Consider the following 19,726-nt stretch of genomic DNA (forward strand, 5'->3'; position numbering starts at 1 on the left):
CCTTAAAACGCGCTGTCTTGGTCCGAGAACAAGCTCATGACCGACTCGCCGTTGGCAATGCGCTGGATCGTTTCAGCGATCAGCGGCGCCACGGTGAGCTGACGAATCTTGGAACATGCCGCAGCAGCTGGGCTGAGCGGAATGGTGTTGGTCACCACCACTTCGTCGAGCGCAGAGCCATTGGCAATACGTTCGATGGCGGGGCCCGAGAAAATAGGATGCGTGCAATAGGCGTAGACCTTCTTGGCGCCACGCTCTTTCAACACTTCGGCGGCTTTCACCAGGGTGCCTGCTGTGTCGATCATGTCGTCCATGATCACGCAGTTGCGGCCATCGATTTCACCGATCACGTGCATCACTTCGCTGACATTGGCCTTGGGGCGGCGCTTGTCGATGATGGCCATGTCGCAGCCAAGCTGTTTGGCCAGGGCGCGTGCGCGCACCACGCCGCCCACGTCGGGCGATACCACGATCAGGTCTTCGTAATTCTTTTGGCGCAGATCGCCCAGCAGTACGGGCGATGCGTAAATATTGTCGACCGGGATGTCGAAGAAGCCCTGGATTTGGTCAGCGTGCAAGTCCATGGTGAGGACGCGGTCCACGCCCACTGCCTGCAGCATATTGGCCACGACCTTGGCGGTGATAGGCACACGTGCCGAGCGGGGGCGGCGATCTTGCCGGGCATAACCGAAATAAGGAATGACTGCACTGATGCGCTCTGCCGATGCACGCTTGAGCGCATCGACCATGATCAGCAATTCCATCAGGTTTTCATTGGTGGGCGCGCATGTGCTTTGCACCACGAAAACGTCGCGAGCGCGCACGTTTTGGTTGATTTCAACGGTTACTTCGCCATCCGAGAAGCGACCTACACGGGCTGCGCCCAGTGAGATGCCCAGGTGTTTGGCAATATCGGAGGCCATGCCAGGATTGGCATTGCCAGTGAAAATCATGAAATCAGTGTGGTGGGGCTGCATGAACGTCTTTGCGATGAATTGACTGTGTGCATATTTTGAACATCCGCAGGTTCAAAATATTTGGCAGGGGAAGAAGGATTCGAACCTTCGCATGCTGGAATCAAAATCCAGTGCCTTAACCAACTTGGCGACTCCCCTACACGGGTCAACAGCGTGACGCTGCTAACCTATTAACCATCGCTGAATGCCCAACCCACCAGAGGATGAACATCCATATTGCTGCATTTGCGAATGCTCCAGGCGCTTGGCGCATCTGTTGCATCTACATCGCTTGGCATTTGCGCAAATACTGCGCTTCCTGAGCCAGTCATTCTAGCATGTAAACCTTTGCTTTCAAGCCACTCAAGGACTTGTTTTACAGCAGGGCAAAGATTTTCTGCGACTGGTTGCAAGACGTTTTCACCGAAGTGAAGTGGCCTAGCAGCAAAGCCTGCGAGTATAGCATGGTCTGAATTGCGCTTTAGATCTGGCGAGGAGAAAATTAATTTCGTATCCAGTCCTTCGGGTGGTTTTGCGACCAGAAAGCGGCTGGGGGGTAGTGACAGCGGGGTGATTTTTTCGCCGATACCTTCAACCCAGGCATTGCGCCCGCCTACAAAAAATGGCACGTCGGCGCCGAGAGGTAAAGCGATGGCCTGTAGCTGGGCCACGCTGAATTTCAAGTTCCACAGGCGGTTCAACGCCAGCAGGCAGGATGCAGCATCCGATGAACCGCCGCCCATGCCGGCCTGCGCGGGTATGTCTTTGTGCACGCCGATATGTGCACCTTGCCGTGTGCCGGTGGCCGCCTGCAAAGCCCGCGCCGCGCGCAACACCAGATCGTCTGGCGGCAATGGGGTGCTGAGGTCTTCGCGGCTGAGCTGGCCGTCGCTGCGCAGCTCGAAGTGCAGTGTGTCGCACCAGTCGATCAGCATGAAAACGGATTGCAGCAGGTGGTAGCCATCGTCACGGCGGCCGGTGATGTGCAAAAAAAGATTCAGTTTGGCCGGGGCGGCTACGTCGTACAGGGCTTGCATGTTTATTGGTCGATAACGACCCGCAGCGTGGCTGTGGGCGGGGGCTGGCTGCGCACTGCGCTCAGGCGCCCGTCGGCCAGTTGCGACAAGTCGGCCTGCCAACCGGCGACGGCAGTATTGTCGCCGCGCAGCCAGTCGAATAGCGCCGCGACGGGCAGCGGGGCGCCTGTGGCTTGCTCAACCAGGCTGGTCAACGAGTCAAACTGGCGTGTCTCACCACGCGCCAGTAGTGTGGCGGAGCCGGGCTGCCATGCCATGCGGGCAACGGTTCCGCCGAGTGGGTTAAACAGGTTGAGTTCGCCCGTTTGGGCCGAGCCTTTGAGCTCAAAGCCTGCCGAAAAGGACTGGGCTGCAGAGCCCTCTACCTGTAAAGCCAAACGGCCACTCCAGAAAGGCGTGCCTTCGGTGCGCTGCGTAGTGGTGCCAAGATGGGCGCAGCCGCTGAGCAGTGCGATGCACAGCAGCAGCCCTGTGCGGCGAGCGAGGTGCTTCAAAGTTTTACGTGCAGGCGCTTGAGTGTTTCCTGCAGTGTTTCGTTGTCGGCATTCAGTTGCAGCCCTTCTTTCCAGATGCTGGCGGCTCGTTCGCGTTGGCCCAGGGCCCACAGGACTTCGCCCAGGTGGGCGGCAATTTCGGCGTCGGGCTTGGCCTTGTAGGCAGAGTCCAGTACGCGTAAAGCTTCTGCTTGGTTGCCCATGCGAAATTCCACCCAGCCCATGCTGTCGGAAATAAAGGGATCGTTGGGCACGAACTCCAGGGCCTTGCGTATCAAGTCCCGGGCTTCTGGCAGCCGGATGTTGCGGTCTGCCAGGGAGTAGCCTAAAGCGTTGTACGCATGGTGGTAAGTCGGCTTGAGCTGAATCAACTGGCGCAGCAGGCGCTCCATCTCATCCATCTTGTTGAGTCTTTCGGCCAGCATGGCCTGGTCGTAGAGCAAGTCGGTATCGTCGGGCGCCTGCTTGATGGCCGTGGCCATCAGGTCATACGCAGCCTTGTATTGCTTGTTGTCGCGTAGCAGTTGTACTTCGGCCACCAGCTTTTGCCGTGCGTCTGTGGCGCTTTGTTCCGGCAATGCTTGCAGCAAGGCGCGGGCTTGTGCCAGCTTGCCCTGCTTGGCCAGCAGGCTTGCCCGGCGGCCCTGCAAAGCGATACGGTCTTGTCCATCATCGACTTTCTGCAGCCAGGCATCTGCCCCGGCGTAGTCCTTGCGGTTTTCGGCGATCTGGGCCAGCGACAAATATGCCTGAGCCAGGCCACGGCTGCGCGCCTCTCCTGCAGGCAGGGGGTGGGCCAGTGCTACGAATTGTTTGAACGAGGTTTCGGCTGCTGCAGGCCGCTTATCTTGCAATTGCAGACTGCCTTGCAGCAGCCAGCCATCGGCAAAGTCAGGGTTTTGCTCGGTCAGCAGCTTGGCTTGCGCACTTGCATCGTCGAAGCGTTGTCCGTCGATCAACACACGCGCATAACTCATGCGCAGCTCTGGCGCCGGCTGGCCCGCCATATAGTGCTGCACGATGGGTTCGGCCAAAGGAGTTTGGGGGCCCATCATTTCCAGGGCCAGCATGGCGGGACCCGGTGCGTTGCGGTCTATCTCCTGGGCGCGGCGTGCGGCATCCAGGGCGCTGGTGCTGTCGCCTGCAGCCAGGCGCATACGGCCCACGGTGGTCCAAGCATATGCGCCTACGCTGGGGCTGGCGAGGTAGTCTGCCAATGCCGTTTCCACCACATTGGCAGCTTGTTTTTTGTCGGAGCTTTGTGCGTAGCTGGGAGGTATGGCGTTGATGGCTGCGGCCTGCTCCATGGCCGGGGCCATGGCCAGCTCGGTTTTCAGTGGTTCGGCAGTGTCCGCGACGCGGTTTAGCGCCAGCAGAATTTGCAGCACGTAGCGGTTGGCTTCGCGGGAGTGGGGCTGGGCCTTGTTCCATGCGCGTGCGGCTTGCAGCGCGGCATCGCCAGATCTGGACTGCAGCGCAATTTCGATAGCGCGTTGGTACAGGCTGGCATCGTTGGCTTTGCGTGCGCCTTCCAGGTAGAGCTGGTAGGCGTAGCCCGGCTCGCCGCCTGCCGCATTCAGCTCACCCAGCAGCAGAATGTAGAACAGCTCGCCATTCAATGCGGACTGCGCTGGCTCTGTAGAGGGCGTGCCAGGTGTTTGCGCCTGTGCGGGCAAACTGCCTGTGACTATGGCCAGTATTGCAAGACTGGTGGCGGCTAAACGGTGGAATCGCTTCATCGACTCATAATAATCCAAGCCTGCGAACTTGCGACTGCACGGGGGCTTGCCGCCCTTGGCCTTGAAAATACTTTACTTGAACCCCTGCCCGCCATGCCCGAATTACCAGAGGTAGAAGTCACCCGACTGAGTTTTGCCGACCGCATCCAGGGTGCGCGCATACAGCAGCTGCGCATGGGTAAGCCTTTGCGCTGGCCCTTGGGTTGTGACACATCCTTGCTGCAGGGGCGCACGGTGCTGCAGGTGCGTCGGCGTGGCAAATACCTGCTGTTGGACCTGGACCGTGGCCTGCTATTGCTGCACCTTGGCATGTCGGGCAGCCTACATTTCGCGTCAGAGCTGCCGCCTGCCGGGGTGCACGACCACTGCGATCTGTTTACCAGCAGGGGTACGTTGCGCCTGCACGACCCGCGCCGGTTCGGCGCCGTGGTGTATGCCGACAGCCAGGATGCACCAGTGGCGACCAAGCTGTTGGGCCACCTGGGCATGGAGCCGCTGGGCGACGAATTTCCCCTGACTGCGTTTTACGCGGGCCTGCATGCGCGCAAGACGGCCATCAAGCAGGTGCTGCTGGCGGGCGAGGTGGTGGTGGGGGTTGGCAATATTTACGCGTCCGAGGCGCTGTTTATGGCGGGCATACGGCCGACCACCAAGGCGTCCAGCATTGGCCGCGCGCGGGTGGCCAGGTTGCACGAAGCGGTGCGCACGGTGCTGGCGCGTGCAGTGCTCAAGGGCGGCAGCACCTTGCGTGACTTTTCCAATGCCCACGGCGAAAGTGGTTATTTCCAGCTGGAGGCGATGGTCTATGACCGCCAGGGTCTGCCGTGCCGGGTTTGTGGCAGCACAATACAGCTTCTGCGGCAAGGTCAGCGGTCGACCTACTTCTGCCCACAATGCCAAAAGCGCTAGTGCCCGCAAATGGCGTTACCTGGCGGTGCTATATTGGTTTTTTAACGCCTTATATCAAGTAAAGCACAGCCCACCGTGGTGACCTCCATCAACCAACAATTAGGCGAATACGCAGCTTGGCGACGCGAGTTCGTGCTGCGTTTGAAGCTGCTTTCAGCTTGGATGAAAGAGCACGCCTTGATGGACGCCGGGGTGGAGGCCCGCCTGCAGCGTCTGGAAGAGCAGATGCGCAGCGACAAGGTCACGGTGGCCTTTGTGGCCGAGTTTTCGCGTGGCAAGTCGGAACTGATCAACGCTTTGTTTTTCGCTGGCTACGGGCGGCGCATCATGCCCGCTAGCGCTGGCCGCACCACCATGTGCCCGACCGAGCTGCGCTTCGATGCAGGTACGTCGCCCAGCCTGCGCCTGCTGCCCATCGAGTCGCGGCTGCTGCCCCAGTCCCTGGCCGAATGGCGCCAGTCGCCCGACAAGTGGACCCAGTTCGAGCTTGACGTGGACAACGCCGAGCATTTGGCCAACGCGCTGGAAAAAGTCACCGAAGTCCGCCGTGTGAGCCAGTCCGAGGCCCGTGCTTTGGGCTTCTGGCATGACGAAGTGCCCGAGGACAACCCCGTGCTCGACGCCGAAGGCAAGGTGGAAGTGCCGCGCTGGCGGCATGCCGTGGTGAATGTGGAGCACCCCCTGCTGGCGCAAGGCCTGGTGATTCTGGATACGCCAGGGCTGAATGCCATCGGCGCCGAACCCGAGTTGACTGTCAACCTGATCCCCCAGGCCAATGCCGTGGTGTTTTTGTTGGCGGCTGACACCGGCGTGACCAAGTCCGACCTGGCGGTATGGCGCGAGCACCTGGGCCTGGATGCTGCAAACAGCCATGCCCGTCTAGTTGTGTTGAACAAGGTTGACACCTTGTGGGACACGCTGAGCACAGCCGAGCAGCTAAAGACACAAATCGACCGCCAGCGTTCCGAGTCGGCTGCCCTGCTGGGGGTGGCGGTGGAACGTGTATTGGCCGTTTCGGCCCAGAAGGGCCTGGTCGCCAAGATCGGCGCCAACGCGGCCCTGCTGGAGGCCAGTGGCTTGCCTCTGTTGGAGACCGCGCTTAGCGAAGGCATTCTGGGCCAGCGCCATGCCATATTGCGCGACGAGCTGTCGCGCGGCATTTCTGATCTGCGCAAGGAAACCGGTCGTGTGCTGCACATCCGCCGCCGCGACCTGGCCGAGCAAAAGCAGGAGCTACAAGGCCTGGGCGGCAAGAACACGGTGGTGGTGAAAAACATGCGCTCCCGCATCGAACAGGAAAAGCGCGCTTTCGAGATGGGCAGTACCAAGATACAGGCCGTGCGCTCCGTACAGCACCGCCTGCTGGGGGATGTGTTTGCGCTGCTGGGCAGCCGCGCGGTGAAGGCCGAGATGGCTTTGCTGGCCCAGGCCCTGCGCCAACCTGGCCTGAAACTGGGCGCCAAGGGCGTCTACACCGCCACTTTTACCCGGTTGCGTGACAACTTGGCCCGCGCCCAGACCTTGGCGCTGGAGATGCAGCAGATGCTGGACGGCACCTTCCGCCAGCTGAATGCCGAATACAGCTTCTCGCTGCAGCTGTACGGCATGCCCGATGTGCCGCACTACCAGGGCGAGTTGGACCAGATCGAAAACAGCCACATCCAGTACCTGGGCCTGCGCAATGTGATGAAGCTGGCCCAGCCCGAGTTTGTCGAACGGCTGGTGCGGGCATTGACCGCGCGCCTGCGCTTGGTTTTCGAGTCGGCGTTTGGCGATGTCGAGCTGTGGAGCAAGTCCGCCGCAGCCCAACTGGACGACCAGCTCAAAGAGCGGCAAAAAAGCTTTGTGCGGCGCATAGACGCCATAGACCGCATCCAGGAAGCTGCTGGCGGCCTGGATGAACGGGTCGCCGAAATCGAGGCGCAAGAAGCGGTGCTGGGCCAGTTCGACACCCGCCTGCAGCTGTTGACCTCGTACTTCATTTCCACCGCAGGCGCGCATTTGCCGCCCCGGCCTGAGGGCGCATGACGGAGGTCCTGGCCGCGCGCGAGGCCGCGCCACCATTCGCGTCGCACCAGGCGGTGGCGACCGCGTTTGCCTCGCAGGTGATCCACTGGCAGCAAAGCCATGGCCGCAACAGTCTGCCCTGGCAGAACACGCAGGACCCGTACCGCGTCTGGCTATCTGAAATCATGCTGCAGCAGACCCAGGTGAGCTCGGTGCTGGAATACTTTCCGCGCTTTCTGGCCCGCTTCCCGGATGTGCAAAGCCTGGCTGCCGCCAGCCTGGACGATGTGCTGGCCCTATGGAGCGGCCTGGGCTACTACAGCCGTGCCCGCAACTTGTACCGCTGCGCCCAGCAGGTCATGGAGGTGCACGGCGGCCGCTTTCCGCCCACGGCGGAGCTGCTGCAGACCCTGCCCGGCATAGGCCGATCGACTGCTGCTGCGATCGCCTCGTTCTGCTATGGCGAGCGTGCCGCCATCCTGGACGCGAATGTGAAGCGGGTGCTGACCCGGGTGCTGGGTTTCGATGCCGACCTGGCTGTGGCCGCCAATGAGCGTGCATTGTGGGACCAGGCCACGGCCCTGCTGCCCGCGCAGGCCGGCCTGCACACCATGCCGCGCTACACCCAGGGCCTGATGGACCTGGGCGCCACCGTCTGCATGCCGCGCCAGCCCACCTGCCTGCTGTGCCCGGTACAGCCGGTGTGCACCGCCCAGCGCGAGGGCGCGCCAGAAAAATATCCGGTCAAGACCCGCAAGCTCAAGCGCAGCACCGAATCCTGGTGGCTGCTGTGGGCACAGGACGCGGCCGGCCGCGTGTGGCTGCAGCGACGGCCGGATGCTGGCGTGTGGGCCGGCCTGTACTGCCTGCCGGTGTTCGAAAGCCGCGACGCGCTGGCCGCTACGACCGGGGCCGCGGAGCTGGACGATCTGCCGGTATTTCTGCATGTGCTGACGCACAAAGACCTGTATCTGCACCCGGTGCAGCTGCAGTTGGCGCCGGGCACCCGCCCAGGCCTGGAAGGCGACTGGGTAGAGGCTGCGCGGTGGCCCGAGGTGGGCTTGCCGGCACCCATACGCAAGCTGCTGTCTGCCGCTTGATTTAAGTTGATTTGCTATTGATTGTGTAGCTGCTTGCGCAGGTATATCCTGCGCTGGAGGCACTTTTTGTTTAAAAAATAGTGGCGCCTGCCGTAGGTTCGCTGGACGGGCCCCGGGCACTGGCACGGGCATCCAGCTCACGATGCCGCTTCAGCGTGACCCAGCGGGTGTTGAACGCGGCGGCCAATTGCTCCACCAGGTAGACCGAGCGGTGCTGTCCGCCGGTGCAGCCCACCGCCACCGTGACATAGCTGCGGTGGTCGCGCGCCAGCCGATCCAGCCAGTGTGAAAGGAATTGCTCGATGTGGGTGAACATCTGCGCCACGTCGCGGCTCTTGTGCAGAAACTCGGCTACCGGCGCGTCGCGCCCGGTCAGCGCGCGCAGGTCAGGCTCGTAGTGCGGGTTGGGCAGCATGCGCACGTCGAACACATAGTCCGCGTCCACGGGAATGCCGCGCTTGAAGGCGAAGGACTCGAACACCAGTGTCAGCTGTGCATCGGCTGCGGCCACCAGGGACTTGATATAGCTCTGCAGTTGCGAGGGTCGGATGATGCTGGAGTCGATCACATGGGCCAGGTCGCGCAAGTCAGACAGCAGCTCGCGTTCCAGTTCGATGGCTTCCACCAGAGCGTGCTGCTGGTCCACCTGGTCCGAGCGCGACAGCGGGTGCTTGCGCCGGGTCTCAGAATAGCGCTGCACCAGGGTGTCGGTAGTGGCGTCCAGGAACAGTGACTTGACCGTGACGCCGCTTTTGCGCAGGGTGGATAGGTACTGCGGCACCAGGGGCAGCGAGGTGGCGCTGCGCACGTCCATGGCAATCGCCACCTTCTGCGCGCCCTGGGTTTGCTCCAGCTTGGCAAAGCTCAGCAGCAGCTCGGGCGGCAGGTTGTCCACGCAGTAGTAGCCCGCGTCTTCCAGCGCATGCAGGGCGACCGACTTGCCCGAGCCGGACATGCCGGTGATGAGGATGATTTCAAGTTTCATGGCACTTAGGAGTAGGTGGGGCCCAGCATTTCTTTGGCGTGTGCCAAGGTGGTGCCGGATAATTTTTCACCGCCCAGCATGCGCGCAACTTCGGCCACGCGCTGTTCGCCCTGTACCAAGGCCACGCTGCTGACCGTACTTTTGCCGTCGCGCTGCTTGGCTACCACCAGATGGTGGTCGGCGCAGGCTGCTACCTGGGGCAGGTGGGTGACGGCCAGCACCTGGCGGTCGCGGCCCAGCTGCTTCATCAGCCGGCCCACCGTCTCGGCCACGGCTCCGCCCACGCCGGAATCCACTTCGTCAAAAATCAATGTCTGTGCCGTGCCCAGTTCGCTGGTGGTCACTGCAATCGCCAACGCGATACGCGACAGCTCGCCGCCAGAGGCCACCTTGCCCACGGCGCGTGGCGTGCTGCCGGCGTGACCTGCCACCAGGAACTGCACCTCTTCCATGCCGCTGGCGCTGGGCTCGGTTTTTTGCAGCGCCACCTGGAACTGGCCGCCTTGCATGCCCAGGCCCTGCATGGCCAGGGTAATGGCCTTGGCCAGCTTGGGGGCGGCGAGGGTGCGGGCCTTGGTGAGCGCCTGGGCTTCGGCCAGATACGCTTTGTGTGCCTGGCGCTCGGCGGCTTCCAGCTTGCCGGCATCGGCGGCGGCGTCCAGCCGGGCCAGCTCGGTTTTCCAGCTGTCCAGCAGGGCCGGTAGCTCGGGTGGCGTGCGTTTGTAGCGCCGCGCCAGCGACACCCATTGCGCCATGCGTTCGTCCAGCTGGGCCTGGCGGTCCGGGTCCAGCTCGGTCTTGCGCAGCGTGGCGTGCAGCGAATGGGCGGCATCTTCGGCCTGCGCCAGGCTGGAGGCCAAAACCTCGGCTAGCGCAGCATATTCGGGCGCAATGTGCTCCTGATTATGTAGCGCGGTGTGGGCGCGCGACAGGCCGGACAGGGCGCCGGAGTCTTCGCCTTCGAGGGCGTCGATGGCAGTCTGCACCGCGTCCAGCAAGGCCTGGGCGTGCGACAGGCGGGTGTGTTCGGCGTTCAGCCCCTCCCACTCGTCGGTGCCGGGCGCCAGTTTGCCGACCTCGCCAATTTGCCAGGCCAGGCGCTCTTGCTCCTGCTGCAGCGAGTCGCGGGCCGCATGGGCGTCGGCCAGCGCTTTTTGGGCGCTGCGCCACTGGGTCCAACGGGTTTGTAATGCGGCGGTGTTGCAGCCCGCGTAGGCATCCAGCAGGCCGCGCACGGTGTCGGGCCGGGTCAGGCTTTGCCAGGCGTGCTGGCCATGGATGTCCAGCAGCAGGTCGCCGATGTCACGCAGCTGGGTGGCGGTGGCTGGGCTGCCGTTGATCCACGAGCGGCTCTTGCCTTGCGTGTCCACGGTGCGGCGCAGCAGCAGGCTGTCGCCCAGGTCAAAGCCAGCGGTTTCCAGCCAGGCCGTGGTGGCGGGGGCGGTGTCGAATTCGGCACTGATGTCGGCTCGGGTTGCACCTTCACGCACCGTACCTGCGTCGGCCCGGCTGCCCAGGGCTAGCTGCAGCGCGTCGATCAGTATGGATTTGCCGGCACCGGTTTCGCCGGTGAGCACGCTGAAGCCGGTGTGCAGGTCCAGTTCCAGTTCGCGCACGATCACGAAGTCGCGCAGGGTGATGCGTTTCAATGCCATGGCTCAGGCGCCCTCGTTCCAGTGGAGTTTTTTGCGCAGGGTGTCGAAGTAGCTCCAGCCCTGGGGGTGCAGAAAGCGCCCACGGTGCTCGGAGCGGCGCACGACGATGCGGTCACCGTGCTGCAAGGTGGCCAGCGACTGCATGTCGAAGTTCGCGCTGGCATCTCGGCCTGCTATGAGTTCTATAGCTACCTCTGCAGCATCTGCAAGCACGATAGGCCTGTTTGTCAATGTGTGCGGGGCAATGGGCACCATCAGCCAGCCAGGGATGGAGGGGTGCATCAGCGGCCCGCCAGCCGACAGTGCATAGGCGGTGGAGCCGGTGGGCGTGGCGATGATCAGGCCGTCGGCCCGCTGGTTGGACACCAGGTGGCCGTCCACCTCCACCCGCAGTTCCACCATGCCGGAGGTGGCGCCGCGGTTCACCACCACGTCGTTCATGGCCAGTGCGCTGAACACGCACTCGCCACCACGCATCACCCTCGCGTGCATCAGGCTGCGGTGGTCTTCCTCGAAGGCGCCCAGCAGCATGGGCGTCAGCGTGGCCTGGTAGTTGTTGAGAGGGATGTCGGTAATAAAGCCCAGGCGCCCCTGGTTGATACCGATCAGCGGCACGCCGTACTGGGCCATCTGCCGGCCTATGCCCAACATGGTGCCGTCGCCGCCGACCACCAGGCCCAGGTCGCATTGCCTGCCAATCGCGTCCACATCCAGCGCCGGATAGCCCTGCAGGCCGGTGTTGGCCACTGTCTCCAGGTCCACCACCACGGTGCATCCCTGGCTGCTTAAAAATTGCGCAATGTCCTCCAGCACCTTGCACGACGAGGCGTTGGCGACAAGGGTGCCTGGTGCAGCATATTTCCCAAATAGCGCCACGTGGCGGAATTGTGATTTCATCCACAAATTACATCATTAAAATGGTGACATGCTCGATGACCGTGCCAAGTTGTTAATGAAAGCGCTGGTCGAGCGCTATATCGCCGATGGCCAACCGATTGGCTCGCGCACGCTATCTAAAGCTTCTGGCTTGGACCTGTCGCCGGCCACCATCCGCAACGTAATGTCCGACCTGGAAGAGTTGGGCCTGATTGTCAGTCCGCACACCTCGGCCGGTCGCATTCCCACGGCGCGCGGCTACCGCCTGTTTGTGGACACCATGCTCACCGCCCAGCCCGGCCCGTTGGCGCCGCCCAAGCTGGTCGCCGAGCAGCCGCAAAAAGTCATCGTCAACGCCGCCAACCTGCTGTCTAACCTGTCGCAGTTTGTCGGCGTGGTGATGGCGCCCCGGCGTACCTCGGTGTTTCGCCATATCGAATTCTTGCGTCTGTCCGAGCGGCGCTTTCTGGTCATCATCGTCTCGCCCGATGGCGACGTGCAAAACCGCGTGATCTTCACCGAGGTCGATTACTCATCCTCGCAACTGGTCGAGGCGGCCAACTACCTCAACGGTAACTACGCCGGCCTATCCATTGAGCAGGTGCGCGAGCGGTTGAAGAACGAGGTCGAGTCATTGCGTGGCGAAATCGCCAGCCTGATGCAGGCGGCGGTGAATGCCGGCTCCGAAGCCCTGGCGCGCGAGCAGGACGAGGTCGTTATCTCGGGAGAGCGCAACCTGCTGTCCGTCAGCGACTTTTCCAGCGACATGGGCCACTTGCGCCGGGCGTTTGATCTGTTCGAGCAAAAGACGCAGCTGATGCGCCTGTTGGATGTCTCCAGCCGGGCCGAGGGCGTGCGCATCTATATCGGTGGTGAAAGCCAGGTCGTGCCCTTCGAAGAGCTGTCCATCGTCAGCGCCCCCTACGAGGTCGATGGCCAGATCGTCGGCACCCTGGGCGTCATCGGCCCCACCCGCATGGCCTATGACCGCATGATCCAAATTGTGGACATTACGTCCAAGCTAGTCAGCAACGCCCTCAGCCACCAAAAATAGGCCCCGGCGCCAGTTAGAATGCTGGGTTGTGTGGGGCGTTAGCTCAGTTGGTTAGAGCAGAGGACTCATAATCCTTTGGTCGAGTGTTCAAGTCACTCACGCCCTACCATTTCATCTTTCGCATGAAAAGGCTCCCATGATTCTCGTGACGGGTGGTGCTGGTTATATCGGGACGCATACCTGCGTTGAACTGCTGAATGCAGGGCAAGACGTCACGGTATTTGACAACTTCTGCAACAGCCAGCCCGAGTCCCTCGCGCGCGTGGAACGCATCACTGGCAAGAAGCCTAACGTGATTGAGGGCGATATCCGGGACCGTGCGGTACTGGTTGCGGCACTGCGTGGCAGCGGCGCTACTGCCGTTATCCATTGCGCAGGCCTGAAGGCCGTGGGGGAATCGGTGCAGCAGCCCCTGCGTTATTACGACAACAATGTGGTGGGCACTTTGCGTCTTCTGGAGGCCATGGGCGAGTGCGGCGTGAAGACGCTGGTGTTCAGTTCGTCGGCCACGGTATACGGAGACCCGCAGCGGCTGCCGCTGACCGAGGACCATCCACTGTCCGCGACCAACCCTTACGGCCGTAGCAAGCTGATGGTGGAAGATCTGCTGCGCGACTTGCACCGCAGCGACGCGTCCTGGCGCATTGGCATATTGCGTTACTTCAACCCGGTGGGGGCGCACATCAGCGGCCTGATTGGTGAGGATCCTCGCGGCATTCCCAACAACCTGATGCCTTTCGTGGCCCAGGTGGCTGTGGGGCAGCGAGAGTTTTTGAATGTATGGGGCAACGATTACGACACATCCGATGGCACCGGTGTGCGTGATTACATCCACGTGGTGGACCTGGCCGTGGGCCACTTGAAGGCGCTGGAGCGTTTGCAGTCCGTGCCTGATTTCCTCACGGTGAATCTGGGCACCGGTATAGGCTACAGCGTGCTCGACATGGTCAAAGCCTTTGAGCGGGCCAGCGGCAAGCCTGTGCCTTACCAAGTTGCGGCTCGGCGCCCGGGCGATGTGGCGGCTTGCTATGCCGAACCGCATGCGGCAGCAGAGCTGCTGGGCTGGCGTGCCGAGCGGGGCCTGGATGCCATGTGCGCCGATGCCTGGCGTTGGCAAAGCGCGAACCCGCGTGGGTTTGCGGCCTAAAGCCGCTTTCCTTCAATCAGGCCGAGCGGCCGATGTCCGGCCAGCGCCGATGTAGCCACATCCAGGCAAAAAGGCCAATGGACATCATGGTTAGCGATGCCAGTGCCAGGGCTTGCGCAGAATGCATGACCAGCGGCGCGAGTATGCCTGCCACCAAGCCATTGGCAATGGAACCCAGGCAGGCCTGCAGAGACGAGGACATGCCGCGTCGCGCCGGGTAGAGATCCAACACCAACAGGGTGACGGCCGGCACCATCATGGCCCAACCCAGGGCGAAGATCGCCACAGGAATCAAGGCCCAGGCCACGTGGGCTTTGAACAGCAAATTGGCCACCACATTGCCGACGGACACCAGCACCATGATGGCAAAGCCATGGCGGATTTGTGTCTTGGGTGGCACCTTGCCTGCCATGCGTCCGCTGATCCATGCACCCGTCATGATGCCGCTGATGGTCAGCACAAAAAACCAGAAGAATTCTGTGGGCCGTAGCTCCAGGATTTGTCCCAGGAAGGCCGGTGCGGACAGCACGTACAAAAACATGCCGTTGAACGGAATGCCGCTGGCCAGTGCCAGCAGCAGAAAGCGCGGGTTGGAGCACAGCTCGCCATAGCCCTGAAGCAGATGCCGTGCATTGAAGGGCTGGCGCTGGGTCGGGTCTAGGGTTTCCGGCAGATAACGGAAGTTGGAGATCCACAGTAGCAATCCAACGCCCGCCAGAAACCAGAAGATGCTGTGCCAACCCAGGTGGACGAATAGCCACCCCCCGATGATGGGCGCAATGGCAGGCGCCACACCAAAGTAGATGGTGACCTGGCTCATCACCTTTTGTGCCTGCGCCGGTGGAAACATATCGCGGACTACGGCGCGCGATACCACGATGCCCGCGCCGGTGGAAAGGCCTTGCAGCGCGCGGAAGAACACCAGTTGTGCAACGCTTTGCGACAGCGCACAGCCCATGCTGGCTGCCGTGAACACGGCCAACCCGGTCAGCACCACCGGACGCCTGCCGAAGCTGTCGGACAGGGCTCCGTGGAACAGATTCATGAAGGCAAAGCCAAACAGATAGGCCGATAGCGTCTGCTGCATCTGTGCCGGCGAGGCCCCCAAGGAGTTGGCTATTCCGTCGAATGCGGGTATGAAGGTGTCGATGGAAAACGGCCCCAGCATGCCCAGCACCGCCAGCAATATGGCCAGGGCCCAGCGGGGCGCGACCCATAGTTGGGCGGCGTTAGGGTTCATGGTGCGAGGGGGGCCGTGCTGCCCGCGTAGCTTGAGGTGTCGCCGGCAACATCGTTGAACTGGGTCTTGCTCATCAGGCACCTTGGTGGAGTGGCTTGTAGCTGGATGCCGTCGCTTGGCATTGCAGGTATTGTTGGTGCGATCACTCTTGGTAACAGGTCGTGCATGCAGGCATAGGGCGACGAGTCGTAGCGGTCGGACGGATATGCGTGCGGCGTACTGCGGGTGCTCGCAGGTTCATTCGTATTTCCACTCTTTGCGGCGGGTCAAAACAGGTTGTGGTTTGGTCCGCGTCGAGTGGAATGAAATCACTTGCGTCCACAACTGCTGCCTGGTGCTGGTGGGTGCGGCTGCCCGTCCAGCTGATGTCTATCTTGACGTGGCGCTGCAGCATGCGCAACGCGGGCAGCAGGGCAATTGCATCACCCAGGCCTTGCGGACCCAGGATCAGCAATTTGCGCGGCAGGGGCTGCCGCAAGGCATCCCATGGACCCAGCGCGCCCCAACGGCGTGCTGCTGTGCGTGCCACGGAGGTCTTTACAGGCCTGCTGCGGCCCGTAGTGCGGCTGCTTTGTCAGTGCGCTCCCAGGTGAACTCGGGTTCTTCGCGGCCGAAGTGGCCGTAGGCTGCGGTCTTTTCGTAGATTGGGCGCAGCAGGTCCAGCATCTGGATGATGCCCTTGGGGCGCAGGTCGAAGTGCTCGTTCACCAGGGCGGCGATCTGCTCGTCAGGAATCACGCCCGTGCCTTCGGTGTAGACGGTGACGTTCATCGGACGTGCCACGCCGATGGCGTAGGCCACCTGGATCTGGCACTGGCGCGCCAGGCCGGCGGCCACGATGTTCTTGGCCACATAGCGGGCCGCGTAGGCTGCCGAGCGGTCCACCTTCGTGGGGTCTTTGCCGCTGAATGCGCCACCGCCGTGCGGGCAGGCGCCGCCGTAGGTGTCCACAATGATCTTGCGACCGGTCAAGCCGCAGTCACCTTGTGGGCCTCCGATGACGAAGCGGCCGGTGGGGTTGATCAGGTACTTGGTGTCCAGCAGCCACTCTTTAGGCAGCACGGGTTTGATGATTTCTTCGATGATGGCCTCGGTAAACGATGCCTTCATCTTCTTGTCGGTCTCGCTCTGGTCCGGGCTGTGCTGGGTGGACAGCACCACTGTGTCGATGCTGTGCGGTTTGCCGTCCACGTAGCGCATGGTCACCTGGCTCTTCGCGTCGGGGCGCAGGAAGGGCAGGCGGCCGTCTTTGCGCAACTGGGCCTGGCGCTCAACCAGGCGGTGTGCGTAGTAGATAGGCGCGGGCATCAGCTCGGGCGTCTCATTGCAGGCGTAGCCGAACATCAGGCCCTGGTCGCCGGCGCCGGTGTTCAGGTGGTCGTCGCTCGCGTGGTCCACGCCTTGGGCGATGTCGTTGCTCTGCTTGTCATAGCAAACCATGACCGCGCAACCCTTGTGGTCGATGCCGTATTCGGTGTTGTCGTAGCCGATGCGCTTGATGGTGTCGCGCGCCACCTGGATGTAGTCCACATGCGCGTTGGTGGTGATCTCACCGGCCAGCACGACTAGGCCGGTGTTGGTCAGCGTCTCTGCGGCGACGCGGCTCAGCGGGTCTTGTTTGAAGATAGCGTCCAGAATCGCGTCAGAGATTTGGTCGGCTACCTTGTCGGGATGGCCTTCGGAGACGGATTCGGAGGTAAAGAGGAAGTCGTTCGCCATTTTGATTAAGCTCCTTCGTTTTGAAGACAATACACGGGATGCGTTGCTTCTAGCTTGGGGCCTTGGCGAACGCTTTAGCAGATGTGTTTTAAGTCGCCCTGCAAGTAGTTCAATTAACTCAGCGACAGTTTTTATTTTACCGCCTAGTTTTATGTCCCTGATATTTCGATGGTCTGCTTATTTGCCTCTGTCGGTGTTGCACATGGTGGGCGCACTGCTGGGCTGGGTGGCTTACCTGGCTTCGCCCACCTACCGCAGGCGCTTTCGTGAGAACGTAGCCCAGGCTGGCATTGCGCCGCGCCAAGCGCGTCGCGCGATTGCCGAAGCCGGTAAGTTGGTGACCGAGCTGCCCTGGCTGTGGTTGCGTCCACGGGCGCAGAAACTGCCCAAGATCACCTGGCAGGGAGTGGAACTGCTGGAGGCCGCACTGGCCCAGGGCAAAGGCCTGGTCTTCATGACGCCCCATGTGGGCAGCTTTGAAGTTGTGCCGCAGGCGCATGCCGCGCGCTTTTCCGCGCAGTACGGTGCCATGACGATTCTGTACAAGCCCTCCAAATTCGCCTGGCTCGACGGCTTGCTGAAAGATGCCCGCTCGGCGCCGGGACTGGAAGCCGCGCCCACCACCACCGCTGGCGTGCGCATGATCCTCAAATCGCTGAGGCAGGGCCGCGTGGTTGGCATGCTGCCCGACCAGGTGCCCGGTGAAGGGCAGGGCGTATGGGCGCCGTTCTTTGGCCGCCCGGCCTACACCATGACCTTGGCTTTACGTTTGGCGCGCCAAACCGGGGCCCCAATCCTGGTAGCCTTAGGTGACCGTTTGCCCTGGGGGCGTGGCTATGTCATTCATGTGCACTCCCTGCAATTACCGCTGGACCAGGGTGATGAAGTGGCTGCTACCGCGCTGAACCAGGCGATGGAAGCGCTGATTCGCCAGCGTCCCGGCATGTACCTCTGGAGTTACGCGCGCTACAAGCAGCCGCGCAAAGAAACCCCGCCCTTGGCCTGATTCTGGAGCGTTGATGTTGTCCCATGCTGTGATTGTTGTGATGCGCCTGCTGGCGCGCTTGCCCTTGTCCTGGTTGCGTGCCATCGGCTGGGCTTTGGGCATGCTTTTGTACGGGCTGCTGGCCAGTCGGCGCGCGGTGGCGATGGCCAATTTGGCGCTATGCTTTCCGGAGCGCTCTGTGCAGGATCGGCGTACGCTGGTGCGCAAAATATTCGTGCACTTTACCCAGGCGTGGCTGGACCGTGGTTGGCTCTGGAGCGGTTCGCCTGCGCGGACTTTACGCCGCTTGAGGCTGACTGGCGATGTGGCCCAGTTGGAGGGCGACGCGCCCGCCGTTTTGTTTGCGCCGCATTTTGTGGGTCTGGATGCGGGGGCGACCGCGCTGTCCCAGCAGGTGCCGCGCGATTTCAATACGATTTTCACCCCGCAGTCCAACAAAATCATGGATGGATGGATTGCCCGCGGGCGCCAGCGCTTTGGCAATGCCCGGTTGTTTGACCGTAGTCAGGGGGTAAAGGATATCGTGGCGTCGCTGCGCAAAGGTCAACCGCTGTATCTGCTGCCCGATATGGACTTCGGTGCCAAAGATGCGTTCTTCGTCCCCTTCTTTGGTGTGCTGGCCGCCACTGTACCGTCGTTGCCACGCTTTGCCCGCCTGGGCCGGGCCAAGGTGGTGCCGGTGCTGACGCGCATGACGCCACAGGGTTATGAGGTGCAGATACTGCCGGCCTGGACGGACTACCCAACGAACGATGTAGAGGCGGATACAGCGCTGATGAACCAGCGCCTGCAAGACTACATCCTCCGCATGCCCGAGCAGTACTTTTGGGTGCACAAACGTTTCAAGACCCGGCCCGAAGGATCGGCCGAGGTGTACTGAGTTTGCTCTTTTTTTAGGAGCTGCTGGCGCAGGTTCTACCTGCGCCAGAGGCCTAAAAGACTATTCTTCTTCGGCTGGCTCTTGTGGCAGGGTTGAGCCTTGTGGCGTGGCTGGATGGGCCCAGTCCCAGAGCAGCTGGCTGGCTTCGTCAATGCCGCGCTTTTTCAGCGCCGAGAACAGCTTCACCTCGCCGCCACCGGCCTGCAGGCGCGCTATGGACAGGGCCTTGGTGGACTCTTCACGGTTCAGCTTGTCGGCCTTGGTCAGCAGGATAAGGAACTTCAGCCCCTCCACCACGCGTGGGCGCACGATGTCCAGCAGGATTTCGTCTAGCTCGGTCAGGCCGTGGCGCGGGTCGCACATCATCACGATGCCCACCAGGTTTTCCCGGGTGACCAGGTAGTTGGCCATCACCTGTTGCCAACGGATCTTGTCGGCCTTGGGCACGGCTGCGTAGCCATAGCCGGGTAAGTCGGCCAGCACGGCATCCATCACGCCCTGTTTGCCCAGGCTGAACAGGTTGATGTGCTGGGTGCGGCCGGGTTTCTTGGAGGCGTAGGCCAGCTGTTTTTGTTGGGTCAGCGTGTTGATACAGGTGGACTTGCCTGCGTTGGAGCGGCCCACGAAAGCGATCTCGGGCACGGTCAGCGGCGGCAAATGGTGCAACTGCGGTGCGGTGGTCAGGAACCTGGCCGTGTGCATCCAGCCCGAGGCGATGATGGCCTGGCTTTTGGCGGGGGGTGCCGGTGTAGCAGGTGCAGCAGGGCTGCGGGGCGCGCCGGACGGGCTCGCCGCGGAGCCGTCGGAGGGCGGTGTAGAGGTAGGAATCATGCGATCTTCAAGAGGTTCTCATGGAGAGAACCGGACCCGCATTGTAGAATCATCGGGTTGTATGCACACGAACAGACATTAATAAGAAACA

The 19,726-nt window shown here is 62.1% G+C and carries 18 protein-coding genes and 2 tRNA genes; 8 read left to right on the top strand and 12 right to left on the bottom strand.

What is annotated here, in order from left to right:
• Positions 1–2: 2 nt before the first annotated feature.
• The 5 genes from AC4BBN_RS11965 to AC4BBN_RS11985 all read right to left on the bottom strand — a co-directional run bounded on the left by AC4BBN_RS11965 (position 3) and on the right by AC4BBN_RS11985 (position 4,226).
• Positions 3–977 carry a ribose-phosphate pyrophosphokinase gene (locus AC4BBN_RS11965; protein ID WP_490592202.1) on the bottom strand — a complete coding sequence of 325 codons (975 nt, stop codon included), beginning with the start codon at positions 975–977 and terminating at the stop codon, positions 3–5.
• 61 nt (positions 978–1,038) lie between these two features.
• Positions 1,039–1,115, bottom strand: a tRNA-Gln gene (locus AC4BBN_RS11970).
• A 32-nt stretch (positions 1,116–1,147) separates the two neighbouring features.
• On the bottom strand, positions 1,148–1,993 hold the full coding sequence (gene ispE / locus AC4BBN_RS11975; protein WP_490592203.1) for a 4-(cytidine 5'-diphospho)-2-C-methyl-D-erythritol kinase: 846 nt from the start codon (positions 1,991–1,993) through the stop codon (positions 1,148–1,150).
• A gap of 2 nt (positions 1,994–1,995) precedes the next feature.
• Positions 1,996–2,487 (bottom strand): lipoprotein insertase outer membrane protein LolB, encoded by a 492-nt coding sequence (locus AC4BBN_RS11980; RefSeq protein ID WP_490592204.1) that lies wholly within the window; start codon positions 2,485–2,487, stop codon positions 1,996–1,998.
• Positions 2,484–4,226, bottom strand: coding sequence for a tetratricopeptide repeat protein (locus tag AC4BBN_RS11985; protein WP_490592205.1), 1,743 nt, complete (start codon positions 4,224–4,226; stop codon positions 2,484–2,486). Before AC4BBN_RS11985 ends, AC4BBN_RS11980 begins: the two co-directional genes overlap by 4 nt.
• Positions 4,227–4,319: 93 nt before the next feature.
• Here AC4BBN_RS11985 and mutM point away from each other — a divergent pair, with 93 nt between their 5' ends.
• From mutM to mutY, 3 genes are all read left to right on the top strand, one after another.
• Positions 4,320–5,135, top strand: coding sequence for a bifunctional DNA-formamidopyrimidine glycosylase/DNA-(apurinic or apyrimidinic site) lyase (mutM, locus tag AC4BBN_RS11990; RefSeq protein WP_490592206.1), 816 nt, complete (start codon positions 4,320–4,322; stop codon positions 5,133–5,135).
• Positions 5,136–5,210: 75 nt separating this feature from the next.
• The gene (locus AC4BBN_RS11995; RefSeq protein WP_490592207.1) at positions 5,211–7,163 is read left to right on the top strand and encodes a dynamin family protein; all 1,953 of its coding nucleotides are present in this window, start codon (positions 5,211–5,213) and stop codon (positions 7,161–7,163) included.
• On the top strand, positions 7,160–8,242 hold the full coding sequence (gene mutY / locus AC4BBN_RS12000) for an A/G-specific adenine glycosylase (protein WP_490592208.1): 1,083 nt from the start codon (positions 7,160–7,162) through the stop codon (positions 8,240–8,242). The genes AC4BBN_RS11995 and mutY overlap by 4 nt, the downstream gene beginning before the upstream one ends.
• A gap of 70 nt (positions 8,243–8,312) precedes the next feature.
• On the opposite strand, the gene rapZ is transcribed toward mutY, so the two are convergent.
• Genes rapZ through AC4BBN_RS12015 form a run of 3 tightly spaced genes read right to left on the bottom strand, consistent with a single transcriptional unit; the run spans position 8,313 to position 11,779 of the window.
• Positions 8,313–9,227 carry an RNase adapter RapZ gene (gene rapZ / locus AC4BBN_RS12005; protein WP_490592209.1) on the bottom strand — a complete coding sequence of 305 codons (915 nt, stop codon included), beginning with the start codon at positions 9,225–9,227 and terminating at the stop codon, positions 8,313–8,315.
• Between the two features lie 5 nt (positions 9,228–9,232).
• Positions 9,233–10,882 (bottom strand): DNA repair protein RecN, encoded by a 1,650-nt coding sequence (recN, locus tag AC4BBN_RS12010; protein WP_490592210.1) that lies wholly within the window; start codon positions 10,880–10,882, stop codon positions 9,233–9,235.
• Positions 10,883–10,885: 3 nt separating this feature from the next.
• Positions 10,886–11,779, bottom strand: a complete 894-nt coding sequence (locus tag AC4BBN_RS12015) for an NAD kinase (protein WP_490592211.1) — start codon at positions 11,777–11,779, stop codon at positions 10,886–10,888.
• Positions 11,780–11,807: 28 nt separating this feature from the next.
• Between AC4BBN_RS12015 and hrcA the strand changes: the two genes are divergently transcribed.
• From hrcA to galE, 3 genes are all read left to right on the top strand, one after another.
• Positions 11,808–12,812, top strand: coding sequence for a heat-inducible transcriptional repressor HrcA (hrcA, locus tag AC4BBN_RS12020; protein ID WP_490592212.1), 1,005 nt, complete (start codon positions 11,808–11,810; stop codon positions 12,810–12,812).
• Between the two features lie 32 nt (positions 12,813–12,844).
• A tRNA-Ile gene (locus AC4BBN_RS12025) sits at positions 12,845–12,921 on the top strand.
• A 27-nt stretch (positions 12,922–12,948) separates the two neighbouring features.
• Positions 12,949–13,959: a UDP-glucose 4-epimerase GalE gene (galE, locus tag AC4BBN_RS12030; protein ID WP_490592213.1), complete on the top strand. Its 1,011-nt coding sequence runs from the start codon at positions 12,949–12,951 to the stop codon at positions 13,957–13,959.
• Positions 13,960–13,975: 16 nt separating this feature from the next.
• On the opposite strand, the gene AC4BBN_RS12035 is transcribed toward galE, so the two are convergent.
• The 3 genes from AC4BBN_RS12035 to metK all read right to left on the bottom strand — a co-directional run bounded on the left by AC4BBN_RS12035 (position 13,976) and on the right by metK (position 16,918).
• On the bottom strand, positions 13,976–15,199 hold the full coding sequence (locus tag AC4BBN_RS12035; RefSeq protein ID WP_490592214.1) for a multidrug effflux MFS transporter: 1,224 nt from the start codon (positions 15,197–15,199) through the stop codon (positions 13,976–13,978).
• Positions 15,200–15,341: 142 nt separating this feature from the next.
• Positions 15,342–15,728 (bottom strand): hypothetical protein, encoded by a 387-nt coding sequence (locus AC4BBN_RS12040; RefSeq protein ID WP_490592215.1) that lies wholly within the window; start codon positions 15,726–15,728, stop codon positions 15,342–15,344.
• Positions 15,729–15,736: 8 nt separating this feature from the next.
• Entirely contained in the window at positions 15,737–16,918 is a 1,182-nt protein-coding gene (metK, locus tag AC4BBN_RS12045; protein ID WP_490592216.1) for a methionine adenosyltransferase, read from the bottom strand.
• A gap of 151 nt (positions 16,919–17,069) precedes the next feature.
• On the opposite strand from metK, the gene AC4BBN_RS12050 reads away from it, so the two are divergent.
• Entirely contained in the window at positions 17,070–17,924 is an 855-nt protein-coding gene (locus tag AC4BBN_RS12050) for a lysophospholipid acyltransferase family protein (RefSeq protein ID WP_490592217.1), read from the top strand.
• Between the two features lie 13 nt (positions 17,925–17,937).
• A complete protein-coding gene (locus AC4BBN_RS12055; RefSeq protein WP_490592218.1) occupies positions 17,938–18,804 on the top strand; it encodes a lysophospholipid acyltransferase family protein in 867 nt (288 codons plus the stop codon).
• 60 nt (positions 18,805–18,864) lie between these two features.
• Here the strand turns inward: AC4BBN_RS12055 and yihA are convergent, their stop codons facing one another.
• A complete protein-coding gene (gene yihA / locus AC4BBN_RS12060; RefSeq protein WP_490592219.1) occupies positions 18,865–19,635 on the bottom strand; it encodes a ribosome biogenesis GTP-binding protein YihA/YsxC in 771 nt (256 codons plus the stop codon).
• Positions 19,636–19,726 lie beyond the last annotated feature (91 nt).

This window comes from Rhodoferax sp. SPJ21 (assembly GCF_058216335.1).

Bases quoted from the DNA above. Each gene is read 5' to 3' on its own strand.
- AC4BBN_RS12035 (WP_490592214.1), bottom strand. From the start codon at position 15,199: ATGAACCCTAACGCCGCCCAACTATGGGTCGCGCCCCGCTGGGCCCTG.
- mutY (WP_490592208.1), top strand. From the start codon at position 7,160: ATGACGGAGGTCCTGGCCGCGCGCGAGGCCGCGCCACCATTCGCGTCG.
- rapZ (WP_490592209.1), bottom strand. From the start codon at position 9,227: ATGAAACTTGAAATCATCCTCATCACCGGCATGTCCGGCTCGGGCAAG.
- ispE (WP_490592203.1), bottom strand. From the start codon at position 1,993: ATGCAAGCCCTGTACGACGTAGCCGCCCCGGCCAAACTGAATCTTTTT.
- metK (WP_490592216.1), bottom strand. From the start codon at position 16,918: ATGGCGAACGACTTCCTCTTTACCTCCGAATCCGTCTCCGAAGGCCAT.
- AC4BBN_RS11965 (WP_490592202.1), bottom strand. From the start codon at position 977: ATGCAGCCCCACCACACTGATTTCATGATTTTCACTGGCAATGCCAAT.
- yihA (WP_490592219.1), bottom strand. From the start codon at position 19,635: ATGATTCCTACCTCTACACCGCCCTCCGACGGCTCCGCGGCGAGCCCG.
- hrcA (WP_490592212.1), top strand. From the start codon at position 11,808: ATGCTCGATGACCGTGCCAAGTTGTTAATGAAAGCGCTGGTCGAGCGC.
- recN (WP_490592210.1), bottom strand. From the start codon at position 10,882: ATGGCATTGAAACGCATCACCCTGCGCGACTTCGTGATCGTGCGCGAA.
- AC4BBN_RS11985 (WP_490592205.1), bottom strand. From the start codon at position 4,226: ATGAAGCGATTCCACCGTTTAGCCGCCACCAGTCTTGCAATACTGGCC.
- AC4BBN_RS12015 (WP_490592211.1), bottom strand. From the start codon at position 11,779: ATGAAATCACAATTCCGCCACGTGGCGCTATTTGGGAAATATGCTGCA.
- mutM (WP_490592206.1), top strand. From the start codon at position 4,320: ATGCCCGAATTACCAGAGGTAGAAGTCACCCGACTGAGTTTTGCCGAC.
- AC4BBN_RS12055 (WP_490592218.1), top strand. From the start codon at position 17,938: ATGTTGTCCCATGCTGTGATTGTTGTGATGCGCCTGCTGGCGCGCTTG.
- AC4BBN_RS12050 (WP_490592217.1), top strand. From the start codon at position 17,070: ATGTCCCTGATATTTCGATGGTCTGCTTATTTGCCTCTGTCGGTGTTG.
- galE (WP_490592213.1), top strand. From the start codon at position 12,949: ATGATTCTCGTGACGGGTGGTGCTGGTTATATCGGGACGCATACCTGC.